The following is a 23,998-nucleotide window of genomic DNA, read 5'->3' on the forward strand; positions in this document are numbered from 1 at the left end:
CAAGGGGTCCCGTATGCCGTCCGCTCCCGTCCGCATCATCCTGCCGGGCATGCTGCGCGACCTCGTCGGTGGTTTGGCGGAGATCGAGGTGGAGTCGCCGGCCGAGAGCCAGACGGTGGCCGAGCTCCTCGACCGCGCGTTCTCGGAGCACCGCATCCTCGACGGCAAGGTGCGCGACGAGCGGGGTCAGATCCGCCGCCATGTCAAGGTCTTCGTCAACGGCGAGGACGCGACGCGGGGCGAGGGCATCGGGGCGCCGGTCCCGGCGGGTGCGAGGGTCCACATCATCAACGCCGTCTCAGGCGGCTGACGCGCCGCACCGGGCCACGACGGGTCAGGTGTCGACGCCGAGGAGGATCGGCAGGACGGTCCGCTCGAGCTCGCCGACCGCGAGCGACCGCGGCTCGACCAGACGCTGCGTCATCGTGCCCTGGGCGAGGGAGATGGCCGCACGCACGAACAGCTCGGTCGACATGGGCAGCGTGAGCCCCTGCCGGGCGACGGCCTCGTCGACGACGGCGACGAGCTCGTCACGCACGCGCCGCTGCTGCGCGGCCCACGCACGGCGGGCTGCGGCATCGCGGATGGCGTGGAGGGTGAACTCGGTCGTGAGTACCAGCCACTGCTCCTTGCCACGCGTCTCGTCCGCTAGCGCCGCGAAGACATCACGGAGCACCTGTTCGGCGCTGCCGCTCTCACGCTTGCTCGCCCTCCGGATCCGGTCGACGAGGGCCTCCGAATGCCGTCGGGACAGCTCGAGCACGAGGTCGTCCTTCGAGGAGAAGTTCGAGTAGAACGCGCCACGCGTGAAGCCGGCGCGCTCGCAGATGTCCTCGACGGTCGCCCCGTGGAACCCGCGCTCGGCGAAGACCTCGCTCGCGGCGTCGAGCACCCGGTCGCGGGTGGCTTGGCGTCGGGCGGTGATGCGGGTCGAGGTCGGCTTGGGGGACGTGACGGATGGCATACGCGCAGGATACGCCTTCGCATTGGATACATGGGTGTAGTGGATGCATACTCGTATCGAAAGGCGGGATCGCCTCGCCGGAAGGATGTGCAAGCGTGAACGAGCGCCAGGTCATCGCGCGCGACGTGTCGGTCGAGGGCACCCACGAGCCGTTCGTGTCCCGAGTGGGTTTCGTAGCCCCTCCGGGGGATGTCACCGTCGTCGGCGTCGACCCGGGGGTCTCGCAGGTCGCCCTCGCCCTCGCCATCGGCGGCCGCGTCGACCTGCTCGGCGGGTCGATCAGCATCGGCGACTCGAGCCACCGGTCGCACCTGCAGCTGCGAACCCGCCTCGTCGACGTGCCCGACGTGACGGCGCCCGAGGACTCGCTCCCACTCCGCGCCGTCGTCGCCGAGGAGCTCGCGCTCGCCGAGCGGCCGTCGTCGCGAAAGGACGTAGCCATCTTCCTCGCCGACCGTGACCTGACCGCCCTCGCCGCTCGCCGCTGGGAGAGCCTGCCGCCCGGCCTGCGCACGCGGCTGCTGCTCGAGCTCGGTTCATGGCACCCGCAGGTTCGCGTCCTCGTCCTCGCCGGCCCCGATCGCCACGGCGGCGACCCGTACGAGTGGTTCGAGGCCGCCCGTGCCGTCGCAGAGGGTGGGTTGACGGTCATCGTCCTCTGCTCGCCGGCCATCGCCACGACGCTGCGTCCCCTGGCCTCCGACCGGGTGAGCGCATGAACCCCGTCCGACTGGCCGTCGCCGAGCTGCGGCGCCTGACCTCCTCGCGCCTCGCGCGGCTCGGCGTCGTCGCGCTCACCGTCATCCCGACCCTCTACGGCGGGCTGTACCTCTGCGCCAACCACGACCCGTATGCGGCCCTGCCGCAGGTCCCCGCGGCCGTGGCCAGCGACGACACCGGCGCGACGCTGCCCACGGGCGAGACGCTCGAGGTCGGTGACGAGGTCGCCGACCACCTCGTCGAGTCACGGTCCTTCGACTGGCACAGGGTCTCGCGGACCGAGGCGCTCCAAGGGGTCCACGACGGCCGGTACTCCTTCGCCGTCCTGCTGCCCTCGACGTTCTCGGCCGACCTCGCGGCGACCGCCGACTTCACGCCGCGCCCGGCCACGGTCCTGCTCGAGACGAACGACGCCAACAACTACATGACGACGATCATGGGCAACACCGTCATCAAGCAGGTGAGTGCCTCGGTCGCCTCGCAGGTCAGCCAGACGGCGGCCGACCGGCTCCTGCTCGGGTTCAACCACATCCACGACGACCTCGGCAAGGCCGTCGACGGTGCGGGGAGGCTCGGCGACGGCATCGGCACGGCCGAGGACGGCGCGGCGAGGGCCTCGTCGGGGGCGCGGTCGCTCGCCTCGGGACTGCACGACCTCGCGAGCGGGGCTGCTCGGCTCCACGACGGCGCGACCGCCGTCCTGTCCGGTGCCGAGCGCCTCCAGTCCGGCGCGACGACGCTCGCCTCCGGCCTCGGCACCCTCGAGCAGCGCACCGCGGCGCTCCCGGCCCAGACCGACAGGCTCGCCGACGGCGCGGCCAGGGTCGCCGCGGGCAACGAGGAGATCGCCGGCATCGGGCGGAAGGTGGCGGGAGTCACGAGCGACCTCAAGGTCGGTCTCGGCGACCAACGTCAGGCCCTGCTGGCGCAGCTGCGAGCCGCCGGTCTCGACGACGCACAGCTCGCCCTCGTCGACCAGCGCCTCGACCGCGTCGACAGCCTCGTCGACACCGCCGACGGCCGAGCCAAGGAGGCGTCCGCCGACCTCGATCGTCTCGCGGCCGGCGCAGCCCAGGTCGCGACGGGCGCCCGTTCCCTCGCCGAAGCCACCCCCGTCCTGACGGACGGCATCGGCAAGGCTGCCTCCGGGGCGCGCCGGCTGCGCGACGGCTCGGCCGCTCTCGAGAGCGGCCTCGGCCGGCTCGTCGCCGGGTCGGCTCGGCTCCAAGCGGGTGCGACGAAGGCGGCATCCGGCGGGGACGCGCTCGCGACCGGTGTCGCGGGGCTCGAGGACGGCGTGCACCGTCTCGCCTCGGGAGCTGCCCGGCTGCACTCCGAGCTCGCCAAGGGTCGCGATGCCGTGCCCAACCCCAGCGATGCGCAACGCAAGGCAACCGCCGAGACGATCGGAGACCCCGTCGACGTCACGTCGACGAGCATGGCCGCGGCGGGGACCTACGGCGCCGGTCTCGCCCCGCTCTTCCTCAGCCTCGCGCTGTGGATCGGCGCCTACACCTTGTTCGTGCTCGTGCGCCCGCTATCGACCCGGGCCCTCGCGACGAGCCAGCGTTCGCTACGCACGGCGCTCGGTGGCTGGCTCGCGCCGGTGACGGTCGGCATCGCCCAGACCGTGGCGCTCTACCTCGTCGTGTCGCTCGCCCTCGACATCCGGGTCGCGCACCCCCTGCTCGCGCTGCTGTTCCTCGGCGCCGTCTCGATGACGTTCGTCGCGATCCTGCACGCCCTCGCGGCCCGCCTCGGCGCGGTCGGAAAGTTCCTCGGGCTCGTCTTCATGGTCGTGCAGCTGGTCAGCGCGGGCGGCACGTTCCCGTGGCAGACGCTGCCGGGTCCGCTCCAGGCGATCCACCACGTCGTCCCGATGACGTACGCCATCGACGGCCTCCGGCGGCTGATGTACGGGGCCGACCTCGCGCCGGTGGCCGGCGACCTCGGGGTCCTCACGGCATACCTCGTCGGGGCGCTCACGGTCTCGACGGTGGCCGCGCGACGCTCGCGGGTGTGGACCCCGGCCCGGATCAGGCCCCAGCTGAGCCTGTGACACCGAAGCGGGCGTGTCCGGGGCTGACAAAGCGGCGACCCCCGAGCATGCTCTTGACGTATGAGCAGTGCCGCAAGAGAGAAGACCCTGATCCTCATGCGCCACGCCAAGGCCGAGGAGGGCCGCGGCAAGGCCGACCACGACCGTGAGCTCGCCCCCCGCGGCCGTCGTGACGCCAAGGCGGCCGGGAGGTGGCTGCGCGACCAGGGGCTCGTGCCCGACCTCGTCATCTGCTCGACCGCGCACCGCACCCGCCAGACGTGGGAGGAGGCGTGCCACGGTGGGGCCAAGGCGGAGTTCGTCGAGTACCGCCGCAGCGTCTACCTCGGCGGCTCGGAGCAGACGCTGGAGACGCTCCGCGAGGACGCCGGCGACACCTCCACCGTCCTGGTCGTCGGCCACAACCCCACCGTCGCGCAGCTGACGAGCCTGCTCACCGACGGCGAGGGGTCGCGCGAGGCGCACGAGGCGCTCGCCGAGGGCTTCGTGACGAGCGGGCTGGCGGTGCTCACCTACAAGGGGGAGTGGGCCGACATCGACGCCGGATCGTGCGCCCTGACCCGCTTCCACGTCAGCCGCGGGCACCACGACTGAGGCGGCGCGCGCGCCGATCAGGCCGTGAGATGCGGTGTCCACCCAGCGGACACGGTTCTATGCTGCTGAGCATGACGCAGACGCCTGACATCAAGCCCCGCAGCCGCGACGTCACCGACGGTCTCGAGAAGACCGCCGCGCGGGGGATGCTCCGGGCGGTAGGCCTCGGCGACGACGACTTCGCCAAGCCGCAGATCGGCGTCGCGAGCTCGTGGAACGAGATCACTCCCTGCAACCTCTCCCTCGACCGGCTCGCCAAGGCCGTCAAGGACGGGGTCCACGCAGGCGGTGGCTACCCGCTCGAGTTCGGCACCATCTCCGTGTCCGACGGCATCTCGATGGGCCATGAGGGCATGCACTTCAGCCTCGTGTCGCGCGAGATCATCGCCGACTCCGTCGAGACGGTCATGAACGCCGAGCGGCTCGACGGCTCTGTGCTGCTCGCCGGCTGCGACAAGTCCCTGCCGGGCATGCTGATGGCGGCCGCGCGCCTCAACCTCTCGTCGGTCTTCCTGTATGCCGGCTCGATCCTTCCCGGCATCGCCAAGCTCTCCGACGGCACCGAGAAGACGGTGACGATCATCGACGCCTTCGAGGCCGTCGGGGCCTGCGCCGCCGGCCGGATGTCCCGCGCGGACGTCGACGCCATCGAGCGAGCCATCTGTCCCGGAGAGGGCGCGTGCGGCGGCATGTACACCGCCAACACGATGGCCTCGGTCGCCGAGGCCATCGGCATGTCGCTGCCGGGCTCCGCCGCCCCGCCTGCCACCGACCGTCGCCGCGACGGCTTCGCCCGCAAGTCGGGTGAGGCCGTGGTCGAGCTGCTGCGCAAGGGCATTCGCGCCCGAGACATCATGACGAAGGAGGCGTTCGAGAACGCCATCGCCGTCGTCATGGCGTTCGGCGGGTCGACGAACGCCGTGCTGCACCTGCTCGCCATCGCCCACGAGGCCGACGTCGACCTGACCATCGACGACTTCGCTCGGATCGGTTCGAAGGTGCCGCACCTCGCCGACGTCAAGCCGTTCGGGCAGTACGTCATGACCGACATCGACCGCGTCGGCGGCGTCCCCGTCGTCATGCGTGCACTGCTCGACGCTGGTCTGCTGCACGGTGACTGCCTCACCGTGACCGGCAAGACCATGGCCGAGAACCTCGCCCACATCAACCCGCCGGACGTCGACGGCAAGGTCCTGCGGGCCCTGTCCGAGCCGATCCACAGCACCGGTGGCCTCACGATCCTCAAGGGATCGCTCGCCCCGGAGGGCGCGGTCGTGAAGTCGGCCGGCTTCGACGAGTCGGTCTTCGAGGGCACGGCCCGCGTGTTCGACGGCGAGCGCGCCGCGATGGACGCCGTCGAGCAGGGTTCGCTGCAGAAGAACGACGTCGTCGTCATCCGCTACGAGGGCCCCAAGGGCGGCCCCGGCATGCGCGAGATGCTGGCCGTCACCGGCGCCATCAAGGGCGCCGGCCTGGGCAAGGACGTCCTGCTGCTCACCGACGGGCGCTTCTCCGGCGGCACGACGGGCCTCTGCGTCGGGCACGTCGCGCCCGAGGCCGTCGACGAGGGCCCGATCGCCTTCGTCCGCGACGGTGACGGCATCCGGCTCGATGTCGCGGGCGGCACTCTCGACCTGCTCGTCGACGACGCGGAGCTCGACCGGCGCCGTGCCGAGGGGGTCACGCATCCTGAGCCCAAGTACACGCGCGGCGTGCTCGCCAAGTACCGCAAGCTCGTCGGCAGCGCGAGCCGCGGGGCCGTCTGCGACTGAGCCATCCGATCCGCAACACCGACCCGCAACACACCGAGCAGTTCGCAACGCACCGGGATCCGTTCCCGGTGCGTTCGCGGTTTCTCGGTGTGTTGCGGGAGAGCCCGGCTCGGTGGGGCAGGCGAGGGTGCTGCGACTACACCTAGCCGGCGGACTCGGCGCGAGCCTTGAGTCCGGCGGCCTCGATCGCGAGGTAACGGTCGGTCAGGCCGCGGTACAGCCGTCCGACCAGGGACCCGACCACGCCCGACTGGCTCACCGACAGGCGGAGCCGGCACCGGCCAGGACCTGTGCCCTCGACACGGTGGTGCGCGACGGTCCTGGCTCCCGGCCCACCCGACTCCCACGTGAACTCGTGTCCTTCGGTGAAGCGGGTGACGGTCCATCGCACGGTCGGGAGGCGTGGTTGGTCGATCGTCGCCGTGGCACCCAGGCGCAGCACACCGTCGTGCAGCGTCACGCTGCGCACCGTCTCGGTCCACTCGGGCCAGCGCTCGGCGTCGCTGAGGATGGCCCACACTCGGGAGGCGGGTGCGTCGATGTCGACGGTGATGCTCTGCTCCACGGTGCCTCCTCAGCCGTGCGCGGCGACCGGTGCGGGCTCGACGTCGGCCGCCCAGTGGCGCCACATCGAGGTCACCTGCATGCCGACCTTCTCATAGAGACCGAGGGCACCGGTGCGCGAGTCGGTCGACAGCTCCGAGCGGTCGCCGCCGTGCGACCGGCCCACCTCGAACGCGTCGACGAGCAGCGCCCTGGCGAGCCCGCGGCCCCGCTCGTCACGCCGCACGGCCAGCTTGTCGACGTACGCGCATCCGCCGGAGACGATGACGAAGGCCATGCCGACGACCTCACTCGCGGGGTCGACCATGAGGCGCAGCTGCCACGGCTCGTAGCCGGGCCGCCGCGTGATGGTGGCCGCCCACTCGTCGTACGTCGTCCGCTCGCGTACGGACCACTCGAGGAAGGCGTCCTCGTTGACGGTCCACGCCGCGCGCAGGTCGGCGTCGTCGCGTGGCTCCACGATCGCGTACCCGTCCGGGATCGGCTGCGGCGTGATCGTGCGTCCCGCGGGCATCTCGAGGACCCATGAGGTCCACAGGTTGCGGTAGCCGAGCGAGGAGAGCAGCCGCTCGCCGGCCGAGCTGCCGGGCACCGGCTGCCCGACGATCGTCCCGCCGTCCCGAGCTCCCACGGCGCGGGTCCAGCGCGAGAGCGCGGTCCCCAGCCCCCGTCCGCGGTATGCCGGGTCGACGGCCGCGTCTGCCCAGCGGCCCTTGTAGACCTCGGCGTACGCGACCAGCCGGTCGCCGTCGAGGACGCCCACGGACTGCGTGGCGAGGTCGAAGGCCGGTCGCTGCCAGTCTCGGACGATGTCGGCCTCCTCGATGAGGACCTCGCCGACGTCGTGCAGCTCGCACGCCGCCATGAGCTCTGCGACGGGGGCCGCGTCGTCGCGCGTCAGCGGGCGCTCGGTGAGGTCTGCGGCGCTGTGGGGCAGGTGCAGGTCTACGGGCTCGACGGAGGCGGCGGTCATGAGATCTCCTCGTATGCTCGTCGGCACCCGTCGGCCACGGTGCCCGGTCACTGCCGCCAGTGTCGCGAGCGGCCGGTGTGCCGACAACCCACTTTCGCCCGCCCGTCGCGAGGGTTGGTCAGCCGTCAGTGGGTGAGATCACGAGGTCACATCCTGAGACGCCAGTGACGGCCGATTGACACCGGTGTGGCCGCGTAGGACGGTTGACCCGTGGCCCGACTCCTCGTACTTCCATAGCGCGCCGACCAGCCCGACCGGTCAGCGCGCTCCCTTCCGTCCCGCCATGGGACCGAAGGGTTTTTTTGTGGGTGGAGTCAGCCAGACACGGCAGGACACATGACGTGCTCGAGACAAGGAAATGATCGTGAGCGACACGACGAAGCAGGCGCCATCGCCCGCTGACGTGGCCTCCCTGGCCCGTCCCCGACCCACGGCGGAGGCGAAGCCCGCCGAGGCCGTCACACCGGCCCGCGAGGTCACCGGGGCGCAGGCGCTCGTACTCTCCCTCGAGGCCATCGGCTGCGACACCGTCTTCGGCATCCCGGGCGGCGCGATCCTGCCGGCGTACGACCCGATGCTCGACTCCAAGAAGGTCCGCCACATCCTCGTGCGCCACGAGCAGGGGGCCGGTCACGCGGCCGAGGGCTACGCAGCGGCCACGGGCAAGGTCGGGGTCTGCATGGCGACCTCGGGTCCGGGCGCGACGAACCTCGTGACGCCGATCGCCGACGCCCACATGGACTCGCTGCCGGTGGTGGCGATCACGGGCCAGGTCGCCAGCGCCGCGATCGGCACCGACGCCTTCCAGGAGGCCGACATCCGCGGCATCACCATGCCGATCACGAAGCACAACTACCTCGTGACCGACGCGGCGAAGATCCCGCAGGCCATCGCCGAGGCCTTCCACGTCGCCAGCACCGGCCGCCCGGGCCCCGTCCTCGTCGACATCAGCAAGGACGCGCTCCAGGCGAAGACGACGTTCTCCTGGCCGCCGCCCATCGACCTGCCCGGCTACCGACCCGTGCTTCGCCCGCACGGCAAGCAGATTCGCGAGGCCGCACGCCTCATGGCAGCGGCGAAACGGCCGATCCTGTACGTCGGTGGTGGCGTCGTGCGGGCGCGCGCCAGCGAGCAGCTGCGCCGCCTCGTCGAGCTGACCCAGATCCCGGTCGTCACGACCCTCATGGCTCGCGGCACCGTGCCCGACAGCGAGCCGCTCAACCTCGGCATGCCCGGCATGCACGGCACCGTCGCCGCCGTCACGGGCCTGCAGAAGTCGGACCTCATCATCGCCCTCGGCGCTCGCTTCGACGACCGCGTCACCGGTCAGCTGTCGACGTTCGCACCGCACGCCAAGGTGATCCACGCCGACATCGACCCCGCCGAGATCTCGAAGAACCGCGTCGCCGACGTGCCGATCGTCGGTGACGTGGGCGAGGTCATCAAAGACCTGATCGAGCAGGTGACGCTCGATCGCGCCACGGCCGACGGGCCCGAGCACGGCTGGGACTACACAGCCTGGCGCGCTCGCGTCGCCGACTGGAAGCAGACGTTCCCGCTCGGCTGGACCGACAGCGAGGACGGCACGCTCTCCCCGCAGTACGTCATCGAGCGCATCGGCGCCCTCTCGGGTCCCGAGGCGACCTATGTCGCGGGCGTCGGCCAGCACCAGATGTGGGCCGCGCAGTTCGTGCAGTACGAACGCCCCAACGCCTGGATCAACTCCGGTGGCCTCGGCACGATGGGCTTCTCCGTCCCGGCGGCCATGGGCGCCAAGGTCGCCGAGCCCGAGCGCACCGTCTGGGCCATCGACGGTGACGGCTGCTTCCAGATGACCAACCAGGAGCTCGCGACCTGTGTCATCAACAACATCCCGATCAAGGTCGCGATCATCAACAACAGCTCGCTCGGCATGGTGCGCCAGTGGCAGACGCTCTTCTACAACGAGCGCTACTCCAACACCGACCTGCAGCCGATGAGCCAGCGGGTGCCCGACTTCGTCAAGCTCGCCGACGCCTACGGCTGCCTCGGCCTGCGCGCAGAGACGCCGGAGGAGGTCGACGCCGTCATCAAGCAGGCGCTCGAGACGAACGACCGTCCCGTCGTCATCGACTTCATCGTGCACCGCGACGCCATGGTGTGGCCCATGGTCCCGGCGGGCGTCAGCAACGACATGATCCAGGCCGCGCGCCACGAGGCGCCGGTCTGGGAGCGGGAGGACTGACCATGAGCAAGCACACCCTGTCAGTGCTGGTCGAGGACAAGCCCGGCGTCCTGACCCGCGTCGCTGCGCTCTTCTCGCGCCGGGGCTTCAACATCAACTCGCTGGCGGTCGGTCCCACCGAGCTGCCCGACATCTCGCGCATCACGGTCGTGGTCGAGGTCGAGGGCGCCGCCCTCGAGCAGGTGACGAAGCAGCTCAACAAGCTCATCGAGGTGCTCAAGGTCGTCGAGCTCGACCCGCACGCCTCCGTGCAGCGCGAGATCCTCCTCGTCAAGGTCCGCGCCGATGCCGCGACCCGCAGCCAGGTCATCGACACGATCCAGCTCTTCAAGGCCAAGGTCGTCGACGTGACGACCGATGCCGTCGTCATCGAGGCGACCGGCAACTCCGACAAGCTCCGCGCCCTGCTCGACGTCCTCGAGCCGTTCGGGATCAAGGAGCTCGTCCAGTCCGGCATGGTCGCTGTGGGGCGTGGGTCGCGCTCGATCACCGACCGCAGCCTGCGCAGCGCCTGACCCGGCGCCTCCACTCGAACCGAACCACCAAGACCAACCGCACACCGCAACCGAAGGAGAAGGCCACCATGGCCGAGATGTTCTACGACGACGACGCCGACCTGTCCGTCATCCAGGGCAAGAAGGTCGCCGTCATCGGCTACGGCAGCCAGGGTCACGCCCACGCGCTCAACCTGCGCGACTCCGGAGTCGACGTGCGCGTCGGCCTCGCCGAGGGCAGCAAGAGCCGGCCGAAGGCCGAGGCGGAGGGCCTCGCGGTCTCGTCCGTCGCCGACGCCGTCAGGGAGGCCGACCTCGTCGTCATCCTGACGCCGGACCAGGTGCAGCGGACCGTCTACGCCAACGACATCCAGCCCAACCTCAAGGACGGCGCCGCGCTGCTCTTCGGCCACGGCTTCAACATCCGCTACGGCTACATCAAGCCCGAGGCCGACGCCGACGTGCTCATGGTCGCCCCCAAGGGCCCCGGCCACATCGTCCGACGCGAGTTCGCCGACGGCCGAGGCGTGCCCGTGCTCCTCGCCGTCGAGCAGGACGCGTCCGGCACGGCGTGGGACCTCGCCAAGGCGTACGGCAAGGCGATCGGCGGCCTGCGCGCGGGCGGCATCAAGACGACCTTCACCGAGGAGACCGAGACCGACCTCTTCGGTGAGCAGTCCGTCCTCTGCGGTGGCGCGAGCCAGCTCGTCATGTACGGCTTCGAGACCCTCGTCGAGGCCGGCTACCAGCCCGAGGTCGCCTACTTCGAGTGCCTCCACGAGCTCAAGCTCATCGTCGACCTCATGATCGAGGGTGGCATCGCCAAGCAGCGCTGGTCGGTCTCCGACACCGCGGAGTACGGCGACTACGTCTCCGGGCCGCGCGTCATCGACCCGCACGTCAAGGAGAACATGAAGGCCGTCCTCACGGACATCCAGAACGGCGCCTTCGCGAAGCGCTTCATCGACGACCAGGACGCCGGTGCGCCGGAGTTCAAGCAGCTGCGCGAGAAGGGTGCCCAGCACCCGATCGAGGCCACGGGCCGCGAGCTGCGCAAGCTCATGGCGTGGGTCAAGCAGACCGACTCCGACTACACCGAGGGCTCGGCCGCGCGCTGACCGCGTCGCTCGCCTGACGGCCGGCCACCCGAACGCGGGGTGGCCGGCCGTCTGCCTTCTGGGCCCCTCCACGCCAGCCCGATCTCCGGCCGGCAGTCCCGGCATACGGGACGACGCGTCCACAGACCAAGACGCGCGGGTGCCTCGAAACTGCTGTTCACATGTTGGTTACAACCCGTGAACTCCGCTCGCCGAGCGCCTAGAGTGGCTGCGGCACATCGCGGTGCCTCATCGGCCCGCGTCCGGGATGGACCAGGGCCACGCGCCCTCCACGGCACCCGCCACGCATCCGTCTCGGAAAGGGATTCCCCTGTGAGCAAGCCCGTTGTCCTCATCGCCGAAGAGCTGTCGCCCGCCACGATCGAGGCGCTGGGACCCGACTTCGAGGTCCGTTCGGCCGATGGAGCCAACCGCGACGAGCTGCTCCCGGCGCTCGCCGACGTCGACGCCGTCCTCATCCGCTCGGCCACGAAGATGGACGCCGAGGCGATCGCGGCCGCCAAGCAGCTGAAGGTCATCGCCCGCGCGGGCGTCGGCCTCGACAACGTCGACGTGCAGGCGGCCACCCAGGCGGGCGTCATGGTCGTCAACGCCCCGACCTCCAACATCACCTCGGCCGCCGAGCTCGCCGTCGGCCTGCTCCTCGCGACCGCCCGCAACATCGCCCCTGCCAACCAGGCCCTCAAGGCCGGCGCGTGGAAGCGGAGCAAGTACTCCGGCGTGGAGCTGCTCGACAAGACCGTCGGCGTCGTCGGCCTCGGCCGCATCGGCGCCCTCGTCGCCGAGCGACTCAAGGGCTTCGGCATGAAGATCCTCGCCTACGACCCCTACGCCTCGCCCGCCAAGGCCGGCCAGCTCGGCGCCCACCTCGTCGGGCTCGACGAGCTGCTCGCGCAGTCCGACTTCATCACGATCCACCTGCCCAAGACGCCCGAGACCCTCGGCCTCATCGGCGAGGAGGCCCTCTCGAAGGTCAAGCCGTCGGTGCGGATCGTCAACGCGGCCCGCGGCGGGATCGTCGACGAGGCCGCCCTCGCGCGCGCCATCGCCGACGGCCGCGTCGCCGGGGCCGGCATCGACGTCTTCGCGACCGAGCCCACCACCGAGTCGCCGCTCTTCGAGCACGAGTCCGTCGTGGTCACGCCGCACCTCGGCGCATCGACGGACGAGGCCCAGGAGAAGGCCGGCATCGCGGTCGCCCGGTCGGTGCGCCTCGCGCTCGGTGGCGAGCTCGTCCCCGACGCGGTCAACGTCAGCAGCGGCTTCATCGCCGAGGAGGTCCGTCCGGGCATCCCGCTCGTCGAGAAGCTCGGGCGCATCTTCACCGCCGTCGCCGGCTCCGTCCCGGCGCAGCTCGACGTCGACGTCCGCGGTGAGATCATCGAGCACGACGTCAGCGTGTGGAAGCTCGTCGCGCTGAAGGGGCTGTTCACCGACGTCGTCGAGGACGCCGTCACCTACGTCAACGCGCCGGTCCTGGCCGAGCAGCGCGGCTGCGTCGTGCGCCTCGTCACCGACCCCGACTCGGGCGACTTCCGCAACGTCACGACGCTGCGCGGCACCCTCGTGGACGGCACGGTCGTGTCGGTCTCCGGCACGCTGACCGGGCCGAAGATGGTCGAGAAGCTCGTCGGGGTCAACGGCTACGACCTCGAGGTGCCGCTCACCGAGCACATGCTCGTCTTCGAGTACTCCGACCGTCCCGGCGTCATCGGGTCCGTCGGCCGCATCCTCGGAGACGCCGGCATCAACATCGGCGGCATGCAGGTCTCCCGCCAGGAGGACCGCGCCATCGGTGTGCTCAACGTCGACACCGCCGTGCCGCCCGCCCTCGCCTCCGAGCTCTCCGAGGCCGTCGAGGCCAAGACGTTCACCGCCGTCGACCTCCAGGACTGAGCCATCGGCGCCCGACGCGCCACGGACGTACGCCCCGGGGCGGGTCCCCCACGGAGCCATCCGGGAGGAGCCCGCCCAGCGGCATGCTCAGGGGCCGTCAGGAGCGGTCGGCGCCGTCCCGGTCCTGGGACTCGTCGGTGCCGGCGTCGTTCGCGGTGTCCCTGTCGGAGCCGTCGACCGACGTCTCGAGGTCGGCGAGCTCGGGCAGCAGCTCGTGGCGCTTCCTGAACGTGTCGACGATCGCGAGGGCAACCGCCGCGACCGGGATGCCGATGAGGGCGCCGATGGGCCCGAAGAGCGCAGCGCCCGCGATGACCGAGCCGAGTGCCACGGCGGGGTGGACGTCCATGGTGCGACGGCTGATCTTCGGAGTGAAGACGTAGTTCTCGACCTGCTGGTAGACGGTCGCGAAGAGCGCGATCCAGACCGCGTTGATCGGCTTGTCGAGCAGCGCGAAGAGTGCGGGCAGGACGACGCCGATGTAGGTGCCGATCGTCGGGATGAACTGGCCGACGATGCCGGCGAAGACCCCGAGCGGCAGCCAGAACGGCACATCGATGAACCAGAAGAACGCGGCGTGGAACACCGCCGAGAGCGCGGCGAGGACGACCTTCGAGACGACGTAGCCGCCGGTCTTCTCGACCGAGATCGTCCACACCGTGACGAAGACGCGCTGGTAGCGCGGTGGCAGCCACGAGCCTATGGTCTGGCGCAGCCGCGGGCTGTCGGCCGAGAAGTAGTAGGCGAAGACCAGGATCGTCAGGCTGTCGAAGAGAAACGTCACGACGGAGCCGAAGACACCGACGATGCCGCCGCCGTACTTGCCCGCGAGCTCGCCGAGCTTGTCGGGCGTGAGGCTCAGGGCCTTCTGGATCTGCTCGAGGTCGAAGCTGGTGCCGAGGGTGGAGTTCACCCAGTCGATGGCCGCCGTGACGGCGCCGGGCAGCTGCGAACCGAGCTCCGAGAGCTGCGACAGGAACAGCTGGCCGAAGAGCTCGGCGATCCCGGCGAAGAGCAGGAGCATGCCGAGCATCGTCAGCCCCGTGGCGAGGCCACGCCTCAGGCCGCGCCCTGCGAGCCAGAGCACGACCGGCTCCATCGCGATGGACAGCAGCCAGGCCAGGAGCAGGAGGAAGAGGAAGCTGCCCATGGCGTTGAAGGCCCACGATGCGATCGAGAGCAGCACCAGGGAGCCGAGCACGATGGCGGTGACCCGGCGCGCGTTGCCGGGGGTGATCGCGATCCAGCGGGCCTGGTCGTCGAACGGCACACCCGGAACGGCGTGGCTGTGCTCCCGCTCGCCGTCGACTGGGTCACGAGCGGCGCCGGACGCCGGGTCGGCTGGGTCGGCTGGGTCGACTGGCGCGTCGGGCTGGTCGGCGCTCACGCGGCGAGCCTACGGTCCGGGTGCCCGCGAGCGGGGGATGCGCGGGAGGTCACGCGGCGGCGTCGCGCGGCCGAGCCATTGGGAGCGCCCGTGTCGTCGTGACGCCGCTCACCCGTCCCATGATGTTGTGGACGAATGCCGGACTGCACGTCTCATCTAGTGGAAACCCCCTTTACCCGTGGGTAGCCGCGCGTACCGTGAATTGCATGACGCGGCAGGTCGTACTTATTCCCCGCCGCGGCGAGTCCAGGTAGTCAGCACCTCGCCGCGGAGATCCCGCGCACCCTTCTGCTGACCGGTTCGCCCACCCGGGCTGGAGCCACCTGAGACCACCAATGGCAGTGCAATCGAAAGACGTGATCACCATGAGCGAAGACGCCAAAGCAGCCCGTCAGGCTCTGCAGGACTCGATGGACCTGCGCGACCAGGGCCACACCGACAACTGAGTCGCACGCAGTCGGACCCAGTCGAACCGGGTTCCGAGCAGCATGACGTCGCGAAGGCCCCCACCCGCCAGGTGGGGGCCTTCGCCGTCGTTCAGTAACTGAGACACGCATTCCACATCACAAGACGGGTTCTAGGCTGACGACCATGGGACAGACGCAGGTCAGGGACGCCTACTCCATTGCCGTCATCGGTGGTGACGGGATCGGTCCCGAGGTGGTCGCCGAAGGGCTCAAGGTCCTCGATGCGGTCACCGGGGCGGGCGGCCCGAAGTTCGCGACGACCGACTACGACCTCGGCGCCCGCCGCTGGCACGCGACCGGCGAGACCCTGCCGGACTCGGTCCTCGACGAGCTGCGAGGCCACGACGCGATCCTCCTCGGCGCCATCGGCGACCCGAGCGTCCCGAGCGGCGTCCTCGAGCGCGGGGTCCTGCTGCCGCTCCGCTTCGCCCTCGACCACTACGTCAACCTGCGCCCGGCCAAGCTCTTCCCCGGCGTCACGAGCCCGCTCGACGTCGCCCGCGTCGCGCCCGACGGCATCGACTTCGTCGTCGTCCGCGAGGGCACCGAGGGCCCGTACACCGGCAACGGTGGTGCGCTGCGCGTCGGCACGCCCGCCGAGATCGCGACCGAGGTCAGCGTCAACACCCGCTACGGAGTCGAGCGTGTCGTCCGTGACGCCTTCGCCCGCGCCCAGGCGCGCCCGCGCCGGCACCTGACCCTCGTTCACAAGCACAACGTCCTCACCCACGCGGGTCACCTGTGGCGCCGCACGGTCGAGGAGGTCGGCGCTGAGTTCCCCGACGTCGAGACCGCCTACCAGCACGTCGACGCCGCGACGATCTTCATGGCCACCGACCCCGGCCGCTTCGACGTCATCGTCACCGACAACCTCTTCGGCGACATCCTCACTGACATCGCCGCCGCCATCGCCGGCGGCATCGGGCTCGCCGCGTCGGGCAACATCAACCCGGCGCGCACGACCCCGAGCATGTTCGAGCCCGTCCACGGCTCCGCCCCCGACATCGCGGGCCAGTCCAAGGCCGACCCGACCGCGGCGATCCTCTCGGTCGGCATGCTGCTCGCGCACCTCGGTCTCGACACGGAGGCGGAGCGCGTCGAGGCGGCCGTCGCGGCCGACCTGGCCGAGCGCGGCGCAGCCGTACGCAGCACCACCGCCGTCGGCGACGCGGTCGTATCCCGACTCTGAGCCACACGGCGGGCCACCCCGCCCGCCTCGCGTATGCCTGGGGGGCGCACCCCACGGCATACGGACGACCCGCACCCGTTTCGCGCGCTCGTTCGTGGAGCGCGCGGACCTGATGCCGAGCGCGCCACTTGGCGCGCGACCGGCGTTCGTCTCGCGCGCTCGCACGCGACGCGCGCGAATCACCCAGCGGCCCCCTCGCACGGAGCAGGGCCGGTGTCTCATCTCACGATGTGGGCGATAGCCTGACGTCGATCACTGCTGATTGTCTTTGGAGGTTTGTCATGACCACGGACGCCGCCCAGGCTTCTTCGACCCGGCTGTCCTTCGCGGTCACCCCCCGCGACGACGCGACGCCGCCCGAGCGGATCGCCGAGATCCTCGAGAACCCCGGCTTCGGCAAGACCTTCACCGACCACATGGTCGTCGCGACGTGGACGGCCGACGGCGGCTGGGACGACGCGCAGGTCAAGCCCTACGGGCCCTTCCAGCTCGACCCCGCGGCCGCGGTGCTCCACTACGCCCAGGAGATCTTCGAGGGCATGAAGGCCTACCGTCACGCCGACGGCTCGATCTGGACCTTCCGTCCCCAGGCCAACGCCGCCCGCTTCGCCCGCTCCGCACGACGCCTCGCGCTGCCCGAGCTGCCCGAGGCCGACTTCATCGAGTCGCTGCGCCAGCTCGTCACCGTCGACCAGGCGTGGGTGCCGGCCGGTGACGCGGGGGAGAAGAGCCTCTACCTGCGCCCGTTCATGTTCGCCTCCGAGGCCTTCCTCGGGGTGCGCCCGGCCCAGCACGTCACGTACTCCGTCATCGCCTCGCCGGCCGGCGCCTACTTCTCCGGCGGCCTCAAGCCCGTCACGCTGTGGATCTCGACCGACTACGCCCGCGCGGGCGAGGGCGGCACCGGTGCCGCCAAGTGCGGTGGCAACTACGCGAGCTCTCTCGCCGGCCAGCTCGAGGGCATCGAGCACGGCTGCGACCAGGCGGTCTTCCTCGACTCCTCGACGCACACGTACATCGAGGAGCTCGGCGGCATGAACCTCTTCCTCGTGACCAAGGACGGGCGCATCATCACGCCCGAGCTGACCGGCACGATCCTCGAGGGGGTCACCCGCAGCTCGATCCTCGAGATCGCAAAGGAGCTCGACCTCGAGCCCGAGGAGCGGCGCATCCCGATCGAGGAGTGGAAGGAAGGGGCCGCCAACGGCGACATCGTCGAGATCTTCGCCTGCGGCACCGCCGCGGTCGTCACCCCGGTCGGCGAGCTGCGCTGGGCCGGCGGCTCGGTCGACCACCGCCGCGACGGCCACGAGGATCGCTACGCCGAGGCCATCCGCAACCGGCTTCTCGACATCCAGTACGGCCGCATCGAGGATGCGCACGGCTGGCTGACGCGGCTCGTGTGACGACTCGTCCGGCGAACGGCGGGGGACCGGTGGTCGTGGACGTCTCGGGGCTGAGGCGCCCACGCCTGGTCGCGACCGACCTCGACGGGACGCTGCTGCGCTCCGACGGCTCGATCTCGCGACGCACGGGCGAGGTCCTGCGTGCCGTCGAGGCCCTGGGCGTCGGCGTCGTCTTCGTCACGGCGCGGCCGCCTCGCTGGCTCGACCCGCTCGCCGACGCCGTCGGCGGTGACGGCACCGTCATCAGTGCCAACGGCGCGTTCGACTACGACGTACGGTCGCGCCGGGTGACCGCGGCCTACCCACTCGACCGCGCGCTGGTGCGCGAGCTCGTCGCCGACCTGCGAGCGGCCCTGCCCGGCATCGGCTTCAGCGCCGAGCTGACGGACGGCGTCCACACGGAGCCGGACTACCCCGAGCTGCACCCCAGGTGGGTGCCGGCCGGCCTCGTCCCCGCGCCGATCGACGACCTGCCCGCCGAGGCGGTCGTGGGCAAGCTGCTGGCCCGCACGGAGCACCTGCCCGACGACGACGTCATCCCGCGCGTCGCAGAGATCATCGGGGATCGAGCGCTCGTGCAGCACTCCGGCACCGGGGGTCTGGCCGAGATCTCGGCGCCGGGCGTCACGAAGGCCGCGGGCCTCGTGCGATGGTGCGACCGACTGGGCATCGACGCAGCCGAGGTGTGGGCCTTCGGTGACATGCCCAACGACGTCCCGATGCTCGAGTGGGCCGGCACCGCCTGGGCGGTTGCGAACGCCCATCCGGAGGCTCGCGCGGCGGCTGACCGCGTCTGCCCCTCGAACGACGACGACGGTGTGGCGCGCACCCTCGAGGAGCTGCTCACATCGTGAGCCGCAAGTGCTCCGACATCAAAGGTTTGAACAAGAACCATTGACGGCACTGCTGGTGCGGGTGAAGGATGCCACCAACCTTCTGGGAGTGGTGGACAAAGGTCCGCCGCACGATGTTTGCGAGGTAGTGCATGAGCGTTCCTCCTTCCACACCCGACACCCTCAGCCCGGTCGCCACGGCTGCCGTGTCCGACGACGAGTCGATGCTCGCCGACCTCGGTTACAAGCAAGAGCTTCACCGCGGCATGAGCGGCTTCGCCAACTTCGCCGTCTCCTTCTCCATCATCTCGATCCTCGCCGGGTGCATCACGACGTACTACCTGGCCATGGACGCCGGCGGCCCGCTGGCCATCAACATCGGCTGGCTCATCTGCGGCGCCTTCGTGCTCTGCGTCGCCCTCGCCATGGCCGAGATCTGCTCGGTCTACCCGACGGCGGGCGGCCTCTACTGGTGGGCCGGCCGGCTCGCCCGCACGAACAAGCGCGAGTGGGCGTGGTTCGTCGGCTGGTTCAACTTCCTCGGCGAGGTGGCCGTCACAGCCTCCATCGACTACGGCGCCGCCGTGACGTGGTCGGCGGTCTACACGATGGCGACCGGCAACTCGCTCGGCCTGCCGCAGGTCTTCCTCGTCTTCGTCGTCCTGCTCGTGGCGCACGCCCTGCTCAACACGTTCGGGGTGGACCTCGTCAAGCTCCTGTCGTCGGTGAGCGCCTGGTGGCACGTGGGTGGGGTGGCGGTCATCGTCGTCGCGCTCTGGGCTGCCCCGATCGAGCACCAGTCGCTCTCGTGGACCTTCACCCACTACGTCAACGAGACGGGCTTCGCCGGATCGGGCGGCATCTTCGGCCTGCCGATCTACGCCTTCCTCGTCGGGCTGCTCATGGCCCAGTACACGCTGACCGGCTACGACGCGTCGGCCCACGTGGCCGAGGAGACCCGTAACGCCGCCGTCGAGGCACCCAAGGGCATCGTGCGCAGCGTCTGGGTGTCGATCATCGCCGGTTCGGTGCTGCTCGTCTCCGTGACGGCGGCCATCACCGACTACGGCAAGGCCCGCGAGGCCGCGGACGCGAACGGGCTGCCCCCGGCGCAGATCTTCCTCGACGCGCTCGGCGAGCGCCTCGGGCTCGTCATGGTGGTCATCTGCGGCGTGGCCCAGTTCTTCTGCGGCATGGCCTCGGTGACCGCCAACTCCCGGATGTCGTATGCGTTCTCCCGCGACAACGCGCTCCCCGGCTCGCGCATCTGGGCGCGGATCAACCCGCGCACCGGCACGCCGACCAACTCCATCTGGCTGTGCGCTGCACTGTCCTTCGTCCTCACGGTGCCGGCCGTCTGGAACACCACGGCCTTCTTCGCCGTGACCTCGGTCGCGGTCATCGGCCTCTACATCGCGTACGCGACGCCGATCCTGCTCCGTCGGCTCAACCCCGACTTCCGCCAGGGCCGGTGGAACCTCGGCCGCTGGAGCGCCCCGATCGGCTGGGTCGCCGTGGTCTGGGTCGGGTTCATCGTCGTGCTGTTCCTGCTGCCGCAGTACTCGCCCGGCACGTTCGGCGACGCCACGTTCAACTTCGCGCCGATCACGGTCGCGGTCGTTGCCCTGTTCGCGCTCGCGTCGTGGCTCGTCGCCGGCCGCAAGCACTTCATGCGTGACGTGCCCGAGGGCCACGACACGAAGCCGGCGGCGGAGCTGCTCGACTGACATGGCCGGAGTCGGGGGTGCGAGCGACCTCGCGAGGAACGCGTTGCCGGATGCCGTACTGCGCCCGGCGCCCGGCAACGCGTTCGAGAACACGGTCGAGCAGCTCGCCCGCGCCATCCGCCTCGGCGTGCTCGCGGACGGCGAGCAGCTGCCACCCGAGCGCGACCTGGCCGAGCGGCTCGGGGTCAGCCGCAACACGCTGCGCGACGCCATCGCCGCGCTGCGCGAGTCGGGTCTCGTCACGACCCGCCGAGGTCGGGGCGGAGGCACGTGGGTGACCCATGCCGAGCAGCTCCGAACCGAGGCGAGCGGCACGTTCGTGCGCAGCGGGGCCGCGATGCTCGACGCGCTCACGTTCCGGCGGGTCGTGGAGCCGGGGGCGGCGTGGCTCGCCGCCTCGCAGGCGCTCGCCGCCGACCAGCGGGCCTGGCTCACCGACAGCCTCGCGGCCGTCGACGACGCCGAGGGGCCGGCTGCCCACCGGGTGGCCGACTCACGCCTCCACCTGGCCATCGCGACGCTCTCCGGCTCCCCGATGCTCATCGACGCCGTGACGCGCGCACAGGCGGCCGTGCACGAGATGCTCGTCGCCATCCCCGTGCTCGGGCCCAACATCGAGCACTCGAACGACCAGCACCACCACATCGTCGGGGCGATCCTCGCCGGCGACGCGGACCGCGCCCGCGCCGTCATGGAGGAGCACTGCGACGCCACCTCCGCCCTGCTGCGCGGACTCATCGGATAGGACGGCACGACATGGCACCAGCGCCCACGCTCACCCTGGAGCAGCTCCGCGCCGACATCGGGTCGGGGACCGTCGACACCGTCATCGTCGCCTTCACCGACATGCAGGGACGCCTGCAGGGCAAGCGGTTGCACGGCCACTACTTCCTCGACCACGTGCTCGAGCAGGGCACCGAGGGCTGCAACTACCTGCTCGCCGTCGACGTGGACATGAACACCGTCGACGGCTACGCCATCTCGTCGTGGGAGCGCGGCTACGGCGACATGTTCTTCGACATGGACCTCTCGACGCTGCGGCGCACTCCCGGCGCGCCGCACTCCGCGACGATCCAGTGCGACCTCACCTGGCTCGACGGCAGCGGCATGGTCGCACAGGCGCCCCGCTCGGTGCTCAAGGCGCAGGTCGACAAGGCCGTCTCGATGGGGCTCACCGCGTTCTGTGGGACCGAGCTGGAGTTCATCGTCTTCGAGGACTCCTTCGACGCTGCCTGGGACCGCGGCTACACCGGCATGACGCCCGCGAACCGCTACAACGTCGACTACTCGATCCTCGGCGGCGACCGCGTCGAGCCGCTGCTGCGCGAGATCCGCAACGAGATGTACAAAGGCGGCATCGTCGTCGAGGGTGCCAAGGGAGAGTGCAACCTCGGCCAGCACGAGATCTCCTTCCTCTACGACGAGGCCGTGAAGACCTGCGACAACCACGTCGTCTACCGCAACGCGGCCAAGGAGATCGCCGCCCGGCACGGCAAGTCGCTCACCTTCATGGCGAAGTACGACCAGCGCGAGGGCAGCTCGTGCCACATCCACCTCTCGCTGCGCCGCGCCGACGGCGGTCTCGCCTTCGCCGACGACTCCCGCGAGCACGGGCACAGCGAGGTGTTCGACCACTTCATCGCCGGCATCCTCGCCACCATGCGCGAGCTCACCTACTTCTACGCGCCGAACATCAACTCGTACAAGCGGTTCCAGCCCGGCACCTTCGCACCGACCGCGATCGCCTGGGGACACGACAACCGCACGTGCGCGCTGCGCGTCGTGGGCCACGGCTCCGCGTTGCGCGTCGAGAACCGGGTCCCCGGCGGCGACGTCAACCCCTACCTCGCCGTCGCGGCGATGATGGCCGGGGGGCTGCACGGTATCGAGGAGAAGCTCGAGCTCGAGCCCGCCTTCGAGGGCAACGCCTACCGGTCCGACAAGGAGCATGTCCCCGCGACCCTGCGCGAGGCGCGTGACCTGCTCGACCGCTCCGCTCTCGCCCGACGGCTCTTCGGCGACGCGGTCGTCGACCACTACGTCAACGCCGCCGACGTGGAGATCACGGCGTTCGACGCCGCCGTGACCGACTGGGAGCGCCGCCGCGGCTTCGAGCGCCTCTGACCCCCGACATCATCCCGTTCGATGTATTGCCGCGGCCTCTGGGCCACGCAGAAACATCGAACCGGGTGGCAGGACCGAGAACTACGAAAGTGAAGCGCACGACATGAGCACGACCCACGACGTCATCAACCCGGCCACCGAGGAGGTCGTCCGCACGGTTGGTCTCGCCTCGGTGGAGGAGACCGACGCCGCGATCGCCCGGGCCTCGGCAGCGAGCCCGGCCTGGCGGGCCGTGAGCCCCGCGGACCGGGCCCTGATGCTGCGCCGATTCTCCGACCTCGTCGGTGAGCACCAGGAGGAGCTCGCCCTGCTCGAGGTCGAGAACGCCGGGCACACCATCGGCAACGCGCGCTGGGAGGCAGGCAACGTCCGTAACGTGCTCGCCTACTACGCGGGTGCCCCGGAGCGACACTTCGGCCGGCAGATCCCGGTCGCCGGCGGCATCGACGTCACCTTCCGCGAACCGCTCGGCGTCGTCGGCATCATCGTGCCGTGGAACTTCCCCATGCCGATCGCGGGCTGGGGGTTCGCGCCGGCCCTGGCGGCGGGCAACACCGTCGTGCTCAAGCCGGCCGAGCTCACGCCGCTCACGGCGATGCGGCTCGGCGAGCTCGCTCTCGAGGCGGGCCTGCCAGAGGGGGTCCTCACCGTGGTGCCGGGCAAGGGGTCGGTCGTGGGGGAGCGGTTCGTCACGCACCCCGACGTCCGCAAGGTCTGCTTCACCGGCTCGACCGCGGTCGGCCAGGGCATCATGCGGGGGGCCGCCGACCAGGTCAAGCGGGTCACCCTGGAGCTCGGAGGCAAGAGCGCCAACATCGTCTTCGCCGACTCGGACCTCGAGCTGGCAGCGGCCCGGGCACCCTACGGCGTCTTCGACAACGCGGGCCAGGACTGCTGCGCGCGCAGTCGCATCCTCGTCGAGCGCAGCGTCTTCGACACGTTCATGGAGCACTTCGAGACGGCGGTGCGCGGCGTCGTCGTCACGGACCCGCGCAACGAGTCGGCCGACATGGGCCCGCTCATCAGCGCCGGGCAGCACGAGCGCGTCCGCTCGTTCGTCGAGGAGTCGGCCGACGACGTCGACGTCGCCTTCCGTGGCGAGGCGCCTGAAGGTGCCGGCTACTGGTACCCCGCGACCGTCGTGCTCCCGCGGTCCACGACCGACCGGGTCTGGCAGGAGGAGGTCTTCGGACCGGTCGTCGCGGTCATGCCGTTCGACGACGAGGCCGACGCGGTCGCGAAGGCCAACGACACGGCATACGGGCTGTCCGGCTCGATCTGGACACGCGACATCGGTCGCGGGCTGCGCGTCGCGCGCGGAGTCGAGGCCGGCAACCTCTCGGTCAACTCGCACAGCAGCGTGCGCTACTCGACGCCCTTCGGGGGCTTCAAGCAGAGCGGCATCGGCCGTGAGCTCGGCCCCGACGCGCTCGACGCCTTCTCCGAGGTTAAGAACGTCTTCATCTCCACCGACTGACCGACACATC

21 protein-coding genes are annotated in these 23,998 nt (G+C 70.6%); 17 read left to right on the forward strand and 4 right to left on the reverse strand.

The annotated features are described in order from the left end of the window. The first annotated feature begins 13 nt into the window (after positions 1 to 13). Positions 14 to 310 carry a MoaD/ThiS family protein gene (locus tag ACFQU3_RS15855; protein WP_385911452.1) on the forward strand — a complete coding sequence of 99 codons (297 nt, stop codon included), beginning with the start codon at positions 14 to 16 and terminating at the stop codon, positions 308 to 310. A 24-nt stretch (positions 311 to 334) separates the two neighbouring features. On the opposite strand, the gene ACFQU3_RS15860 is transcribed toward ACFQU3_RS15855, so the two are convergent. Next, entirely contained in the window at positions 335 to 964 is a 630-nt protein-coding gene (locus ACFQU3_RS15860; protein WP_385911454.1) for a TetR/AcrR family transcriptional regulator, read from the reverse strand. Between the two features lie 95 nt (positions 965 to 1,059). Between ACFQU3_RS15860 and ACFQU3_RS15865 the strand changes: the two genes are divergently transcribed. From ACFQU3_RS15865 to ilvD, 4 genes are all read left to right on the forward strand, one after another. Continuing rightward, positions 1,060 to 1,683 carry a hypothetical protein gene (locus ACFQU3_RS15865; RefSeq protein ID WP_385911456.1) on the forward strand — a complete coding sequence of 208 codons (624 nt, stop codon included), beginning with the start codon at positions 1,060 to 1,062 and terminating at the stop codon, positions 1,681 to 1,683. Beyond that, positions 1,680 to 3,743 carry a YhgE/Pip family protein gene (locus tag ACFQU3_RS15870; RefSeq protein WP_385911458.1) on the forward strand — a complete coding sequence of 688 codons (2,064 nt, stop codon included), beginning with the start codon at positions 1,680 to 1,682 and terminating at the stop codon, positions 3,741 to 3,743. The genes ACFQU3_RS15865 and ACFQU3_RS15870 overlap by 4 nt, the downstream gene beginning before the upstream one ends. 60 nt (positions 3,744 to 3,803) lie before the next feature. Then, on the forward strand, positions 3,804 to 4,337 hold the full coding sequence (locus ACFQU3_RS15875; RefSeq protein WP_385911460.1) for a SixA phosphatase family protein: 534 nt from the start codon (positions 3,804 to 3,806) through the stop codon (positions 4,335 to 4,337). Between the two features lie 71 nt (positions 4,338 to 4,408). Then, positions 4,409 to 6,109 (forward strand): dihydroxy-acid dehydratase, encoded by a 1,701-nt coding sequence (gene ilvD, locus ACFQU3_RS15880; protein WP_385911462.1) that lies wholly within the window; start codon positions 4,409 to 4,411, stop codon positions 6,107 to 6,109. Positions 6,110 to 6,251: 142 nt separating this feature from the next. Here ilvD and ACFQU3_RS15885 read toward each other — a convergent pair whose 3' ends face one another. Continuing rightward, positions 6,252 to 6,674, reverse strand: a complete 423-nt coding sequence (locus ACFQU3_RS15885; RefSeq protein WP_385911464.1) for an SRPBCC family protein — start codon at positions 6,672 to 6,674, stop codon at positions 6,252 to 6,254. A 9-nt stretch (positions 6,675 to 6,683) separates the two neighbouring features. Beyond that, complete coding sequence (locus ACFQU3_RS15890) at positions 6,684 to 7,646, reverse strand: GNAT family N-acetyltransferase (protein WP_385911465.1); 963 nt, start codon at positions 7,644 to 7,646, stop codon at positions 6,684 to 6,686. A gap of 358 nt (positions 7,647 to 8,004) precedes the next feature. Between ACFQU3_RS15890 and ACFQU3_RS15895 the strand changes: the two genes are divergently transcribed. The 4 genes from ACFQU3_RS15895 to serA all read left to right on the forward strand — a co-directional run bounded on the left by ACFQU3_RS15895 (position 8,005) and on the right by serA (position 13,378). Continuing rightward, positions 8,005 to 9,870 carry an acetolactate synthase large subunit gene (locus ACFQU3_RS15895; protein ID WP_385911467.1) on the forward strand — a complete coding sequence of 622 codons (1,866 nt, stop codon included), beginning with the start codon at positions 8,005 to 8,007 and terminating at the stop codon, positions 9,868 to 9,870. Between the two features lie 2 nt (positions 9,871 to 9,872). Continuing rightward, on the forward strand, positions 9,873 to 10,385 hold the full coding sequence (gene ilvN / locus ACFQU3_RS15900) for an acetolactate synthase small subunit (protein WP_385911469.1): 513 nt from the start codon (positions 9,873 to 9,875) through the stop codon (positions 10,383 to 10,385). 68 nt (positions 10,386 to 10,453) lie between these two features. Continuing rightward, positions 10,454 to 11,482, forward strand: a complete 1,029-nt coding sequence (gene ilvC / locus ACFQU3_RS15905) for a ketol-acid reductoisomerase (RefSeq protein ID WP_385911471.1) — start codon at positions 10,454 to 10,456, stop codon at positions 11,480 to 11,482. Between the two features lie 312 nt (positions 11,483 to 11,794). Beyond that, on the forward strand, positions 11,795 to 13,378 hold the full coding sequence (gene serA, locus ACFQU3_RS15910) for a phosphoglycerate dehydrogenase (RefSeq protein WP_385911473.1): 1,584 nt from the start codon (positions 11,795 to 11,797) through the stop codon (positions 13,376 to 13,378). Between the two features lie 97 nt (positions 13,379 to 13,475). On the opposite strand, the gene ACFQU3_RS15915 is transcribed toward serA, so the two are convergent. Continuing rightward, entirely contained in the window at positions 13,476 to 14,765 is a 1,290-nt protein-coding gene (locus ACFQU3_RS15915) for an AI-2E family transporter (RefSeq protein ID WP_385911475.1), read from the reverse strand. Positions 14,766 to 15,130: 365 nt separating this feature from the next. Between ACFQU3_RS15915 and ACFQU3_RS15920 the strand changes: the two genes are divergently transcribed. The 8 genes from ACFQU3_RS15920 (at position 15,131) to ACFQU3_RS15955 (ending at position 23,988) form a co-directional block, all read left to right on the forward strand. Continuing rightward, entirely contained in the window at positions 15,131 to 15,211 is an 81-nt protein-coding gene (locus ACFQU3_RS15920; RefSeq protein WP_385911713.1) for a 3-isopropylmalate dehydrogenase, read from the forward strand. Between the two features lie 145 nt (positions 15,212 to 15,356). Further along, the gene (locus tag ACFQU3_RS15925; RefSeq protein ID WP_385911477.1) at positions 15,357 to 16,421 is read left to right on the forward strand and encodes a 3-isopropylmalate dehydrogenase; all 1,065 of its coding nucleotides are present in this window, start codon (positions 15,357 to 15,359) and stop codon (positions 16,419 to 16,421) included. A 281-nt stretch (positions 16,422 to 16,702) separates the two neighbouring features. Then, positions 16,703 to 17,827 carry a branched-chain amino acid aminotransferase gene (locus ACFQU3_RS15930; RefSeq protein WP_385911479.1) on the forward strand — a complete coding sequence of 375 codons (1,125 nt, stop codon included), beginning with the start codon at positions 16,703 to 16,705 and terminating at the stop codon, positions 17,825 to 17,827. A gap of 50 nt (positions 17,828 to 17,877) precedes the next feature. Continuing rightward, the gene (locus tag ACFQU3_RS15935) at positions 17,878 to 18,681 is read left to right on the forward strand and encodes an HAD family hydrolase (protein WP_385911715.1); all 804 of its coding nucleotides are present in this window, start codon (positions 17,878 to 17,880) and stop codon (positions 18,679 to 18,681) included. 131 nt (positions 18,682 to 18,812) lie between these two features. Beyond that, positions 18,813 to 20,387 carry an amino acid permease gene (locus ACFQU3_RS15940; protein ID WP_385911481.1) on the forward strand — a complete coding sequence of 525 codons (1,575 nt, stop codon included), beginning with the start codon at positions 18,813 to 18,815 and terminating at the stop codon, positions 20,385 to 20,387. Position 20,388: 1 nt separating this feature from the next. Continuing rightward, a complete protein-coding gene (locus tag ACFQU3_RS15945) occupies positions 20,389 to 21,132 on the forward strand; it encodes a FadR/GntR family transcriptional regulator (protein ID WP_385911483.1) in 744 nt (247 codons plus the stop codon). Between the two features lie 11 nt (positions 21,133 to 21,143). Continuing rightward, a complete protein-coding gene (locus tag ACFQU3_RS15950; RefSeq protein WP_385911485.1) occupies positions 21,144 to 22,511 on the forward strand; it encodes a glutamine synthetase family protein in 1,368 nt (455 codons plus the stop codon). A gap of 103 nt (positions 22,512 to 22,614) precedes the next feature. Further along, positions 22,615 to 23,988: an aldehyde dehydrogenase family protein gene (locus ACFQU3_RS15955; protein WP_385911487.1), complete on the forward strand. Its 1,374-nt coding sequence runs from the start codon at positions 22,615 to 22,617 to the stop codon at positions 23,986 to 23,988. Positions 23,989 to 23,998: the final 10 nt, after the last annotated feature.

It is taken from the genome of Terrabacter sp. GCM10028922 (genome assembly GCF_042666095.1).
Taxonomy (GTDB): Bacteria; Actinomycetota; Actinomycetes; order Actinomycetales; family Dermatophilaceae; genus Terrabacter.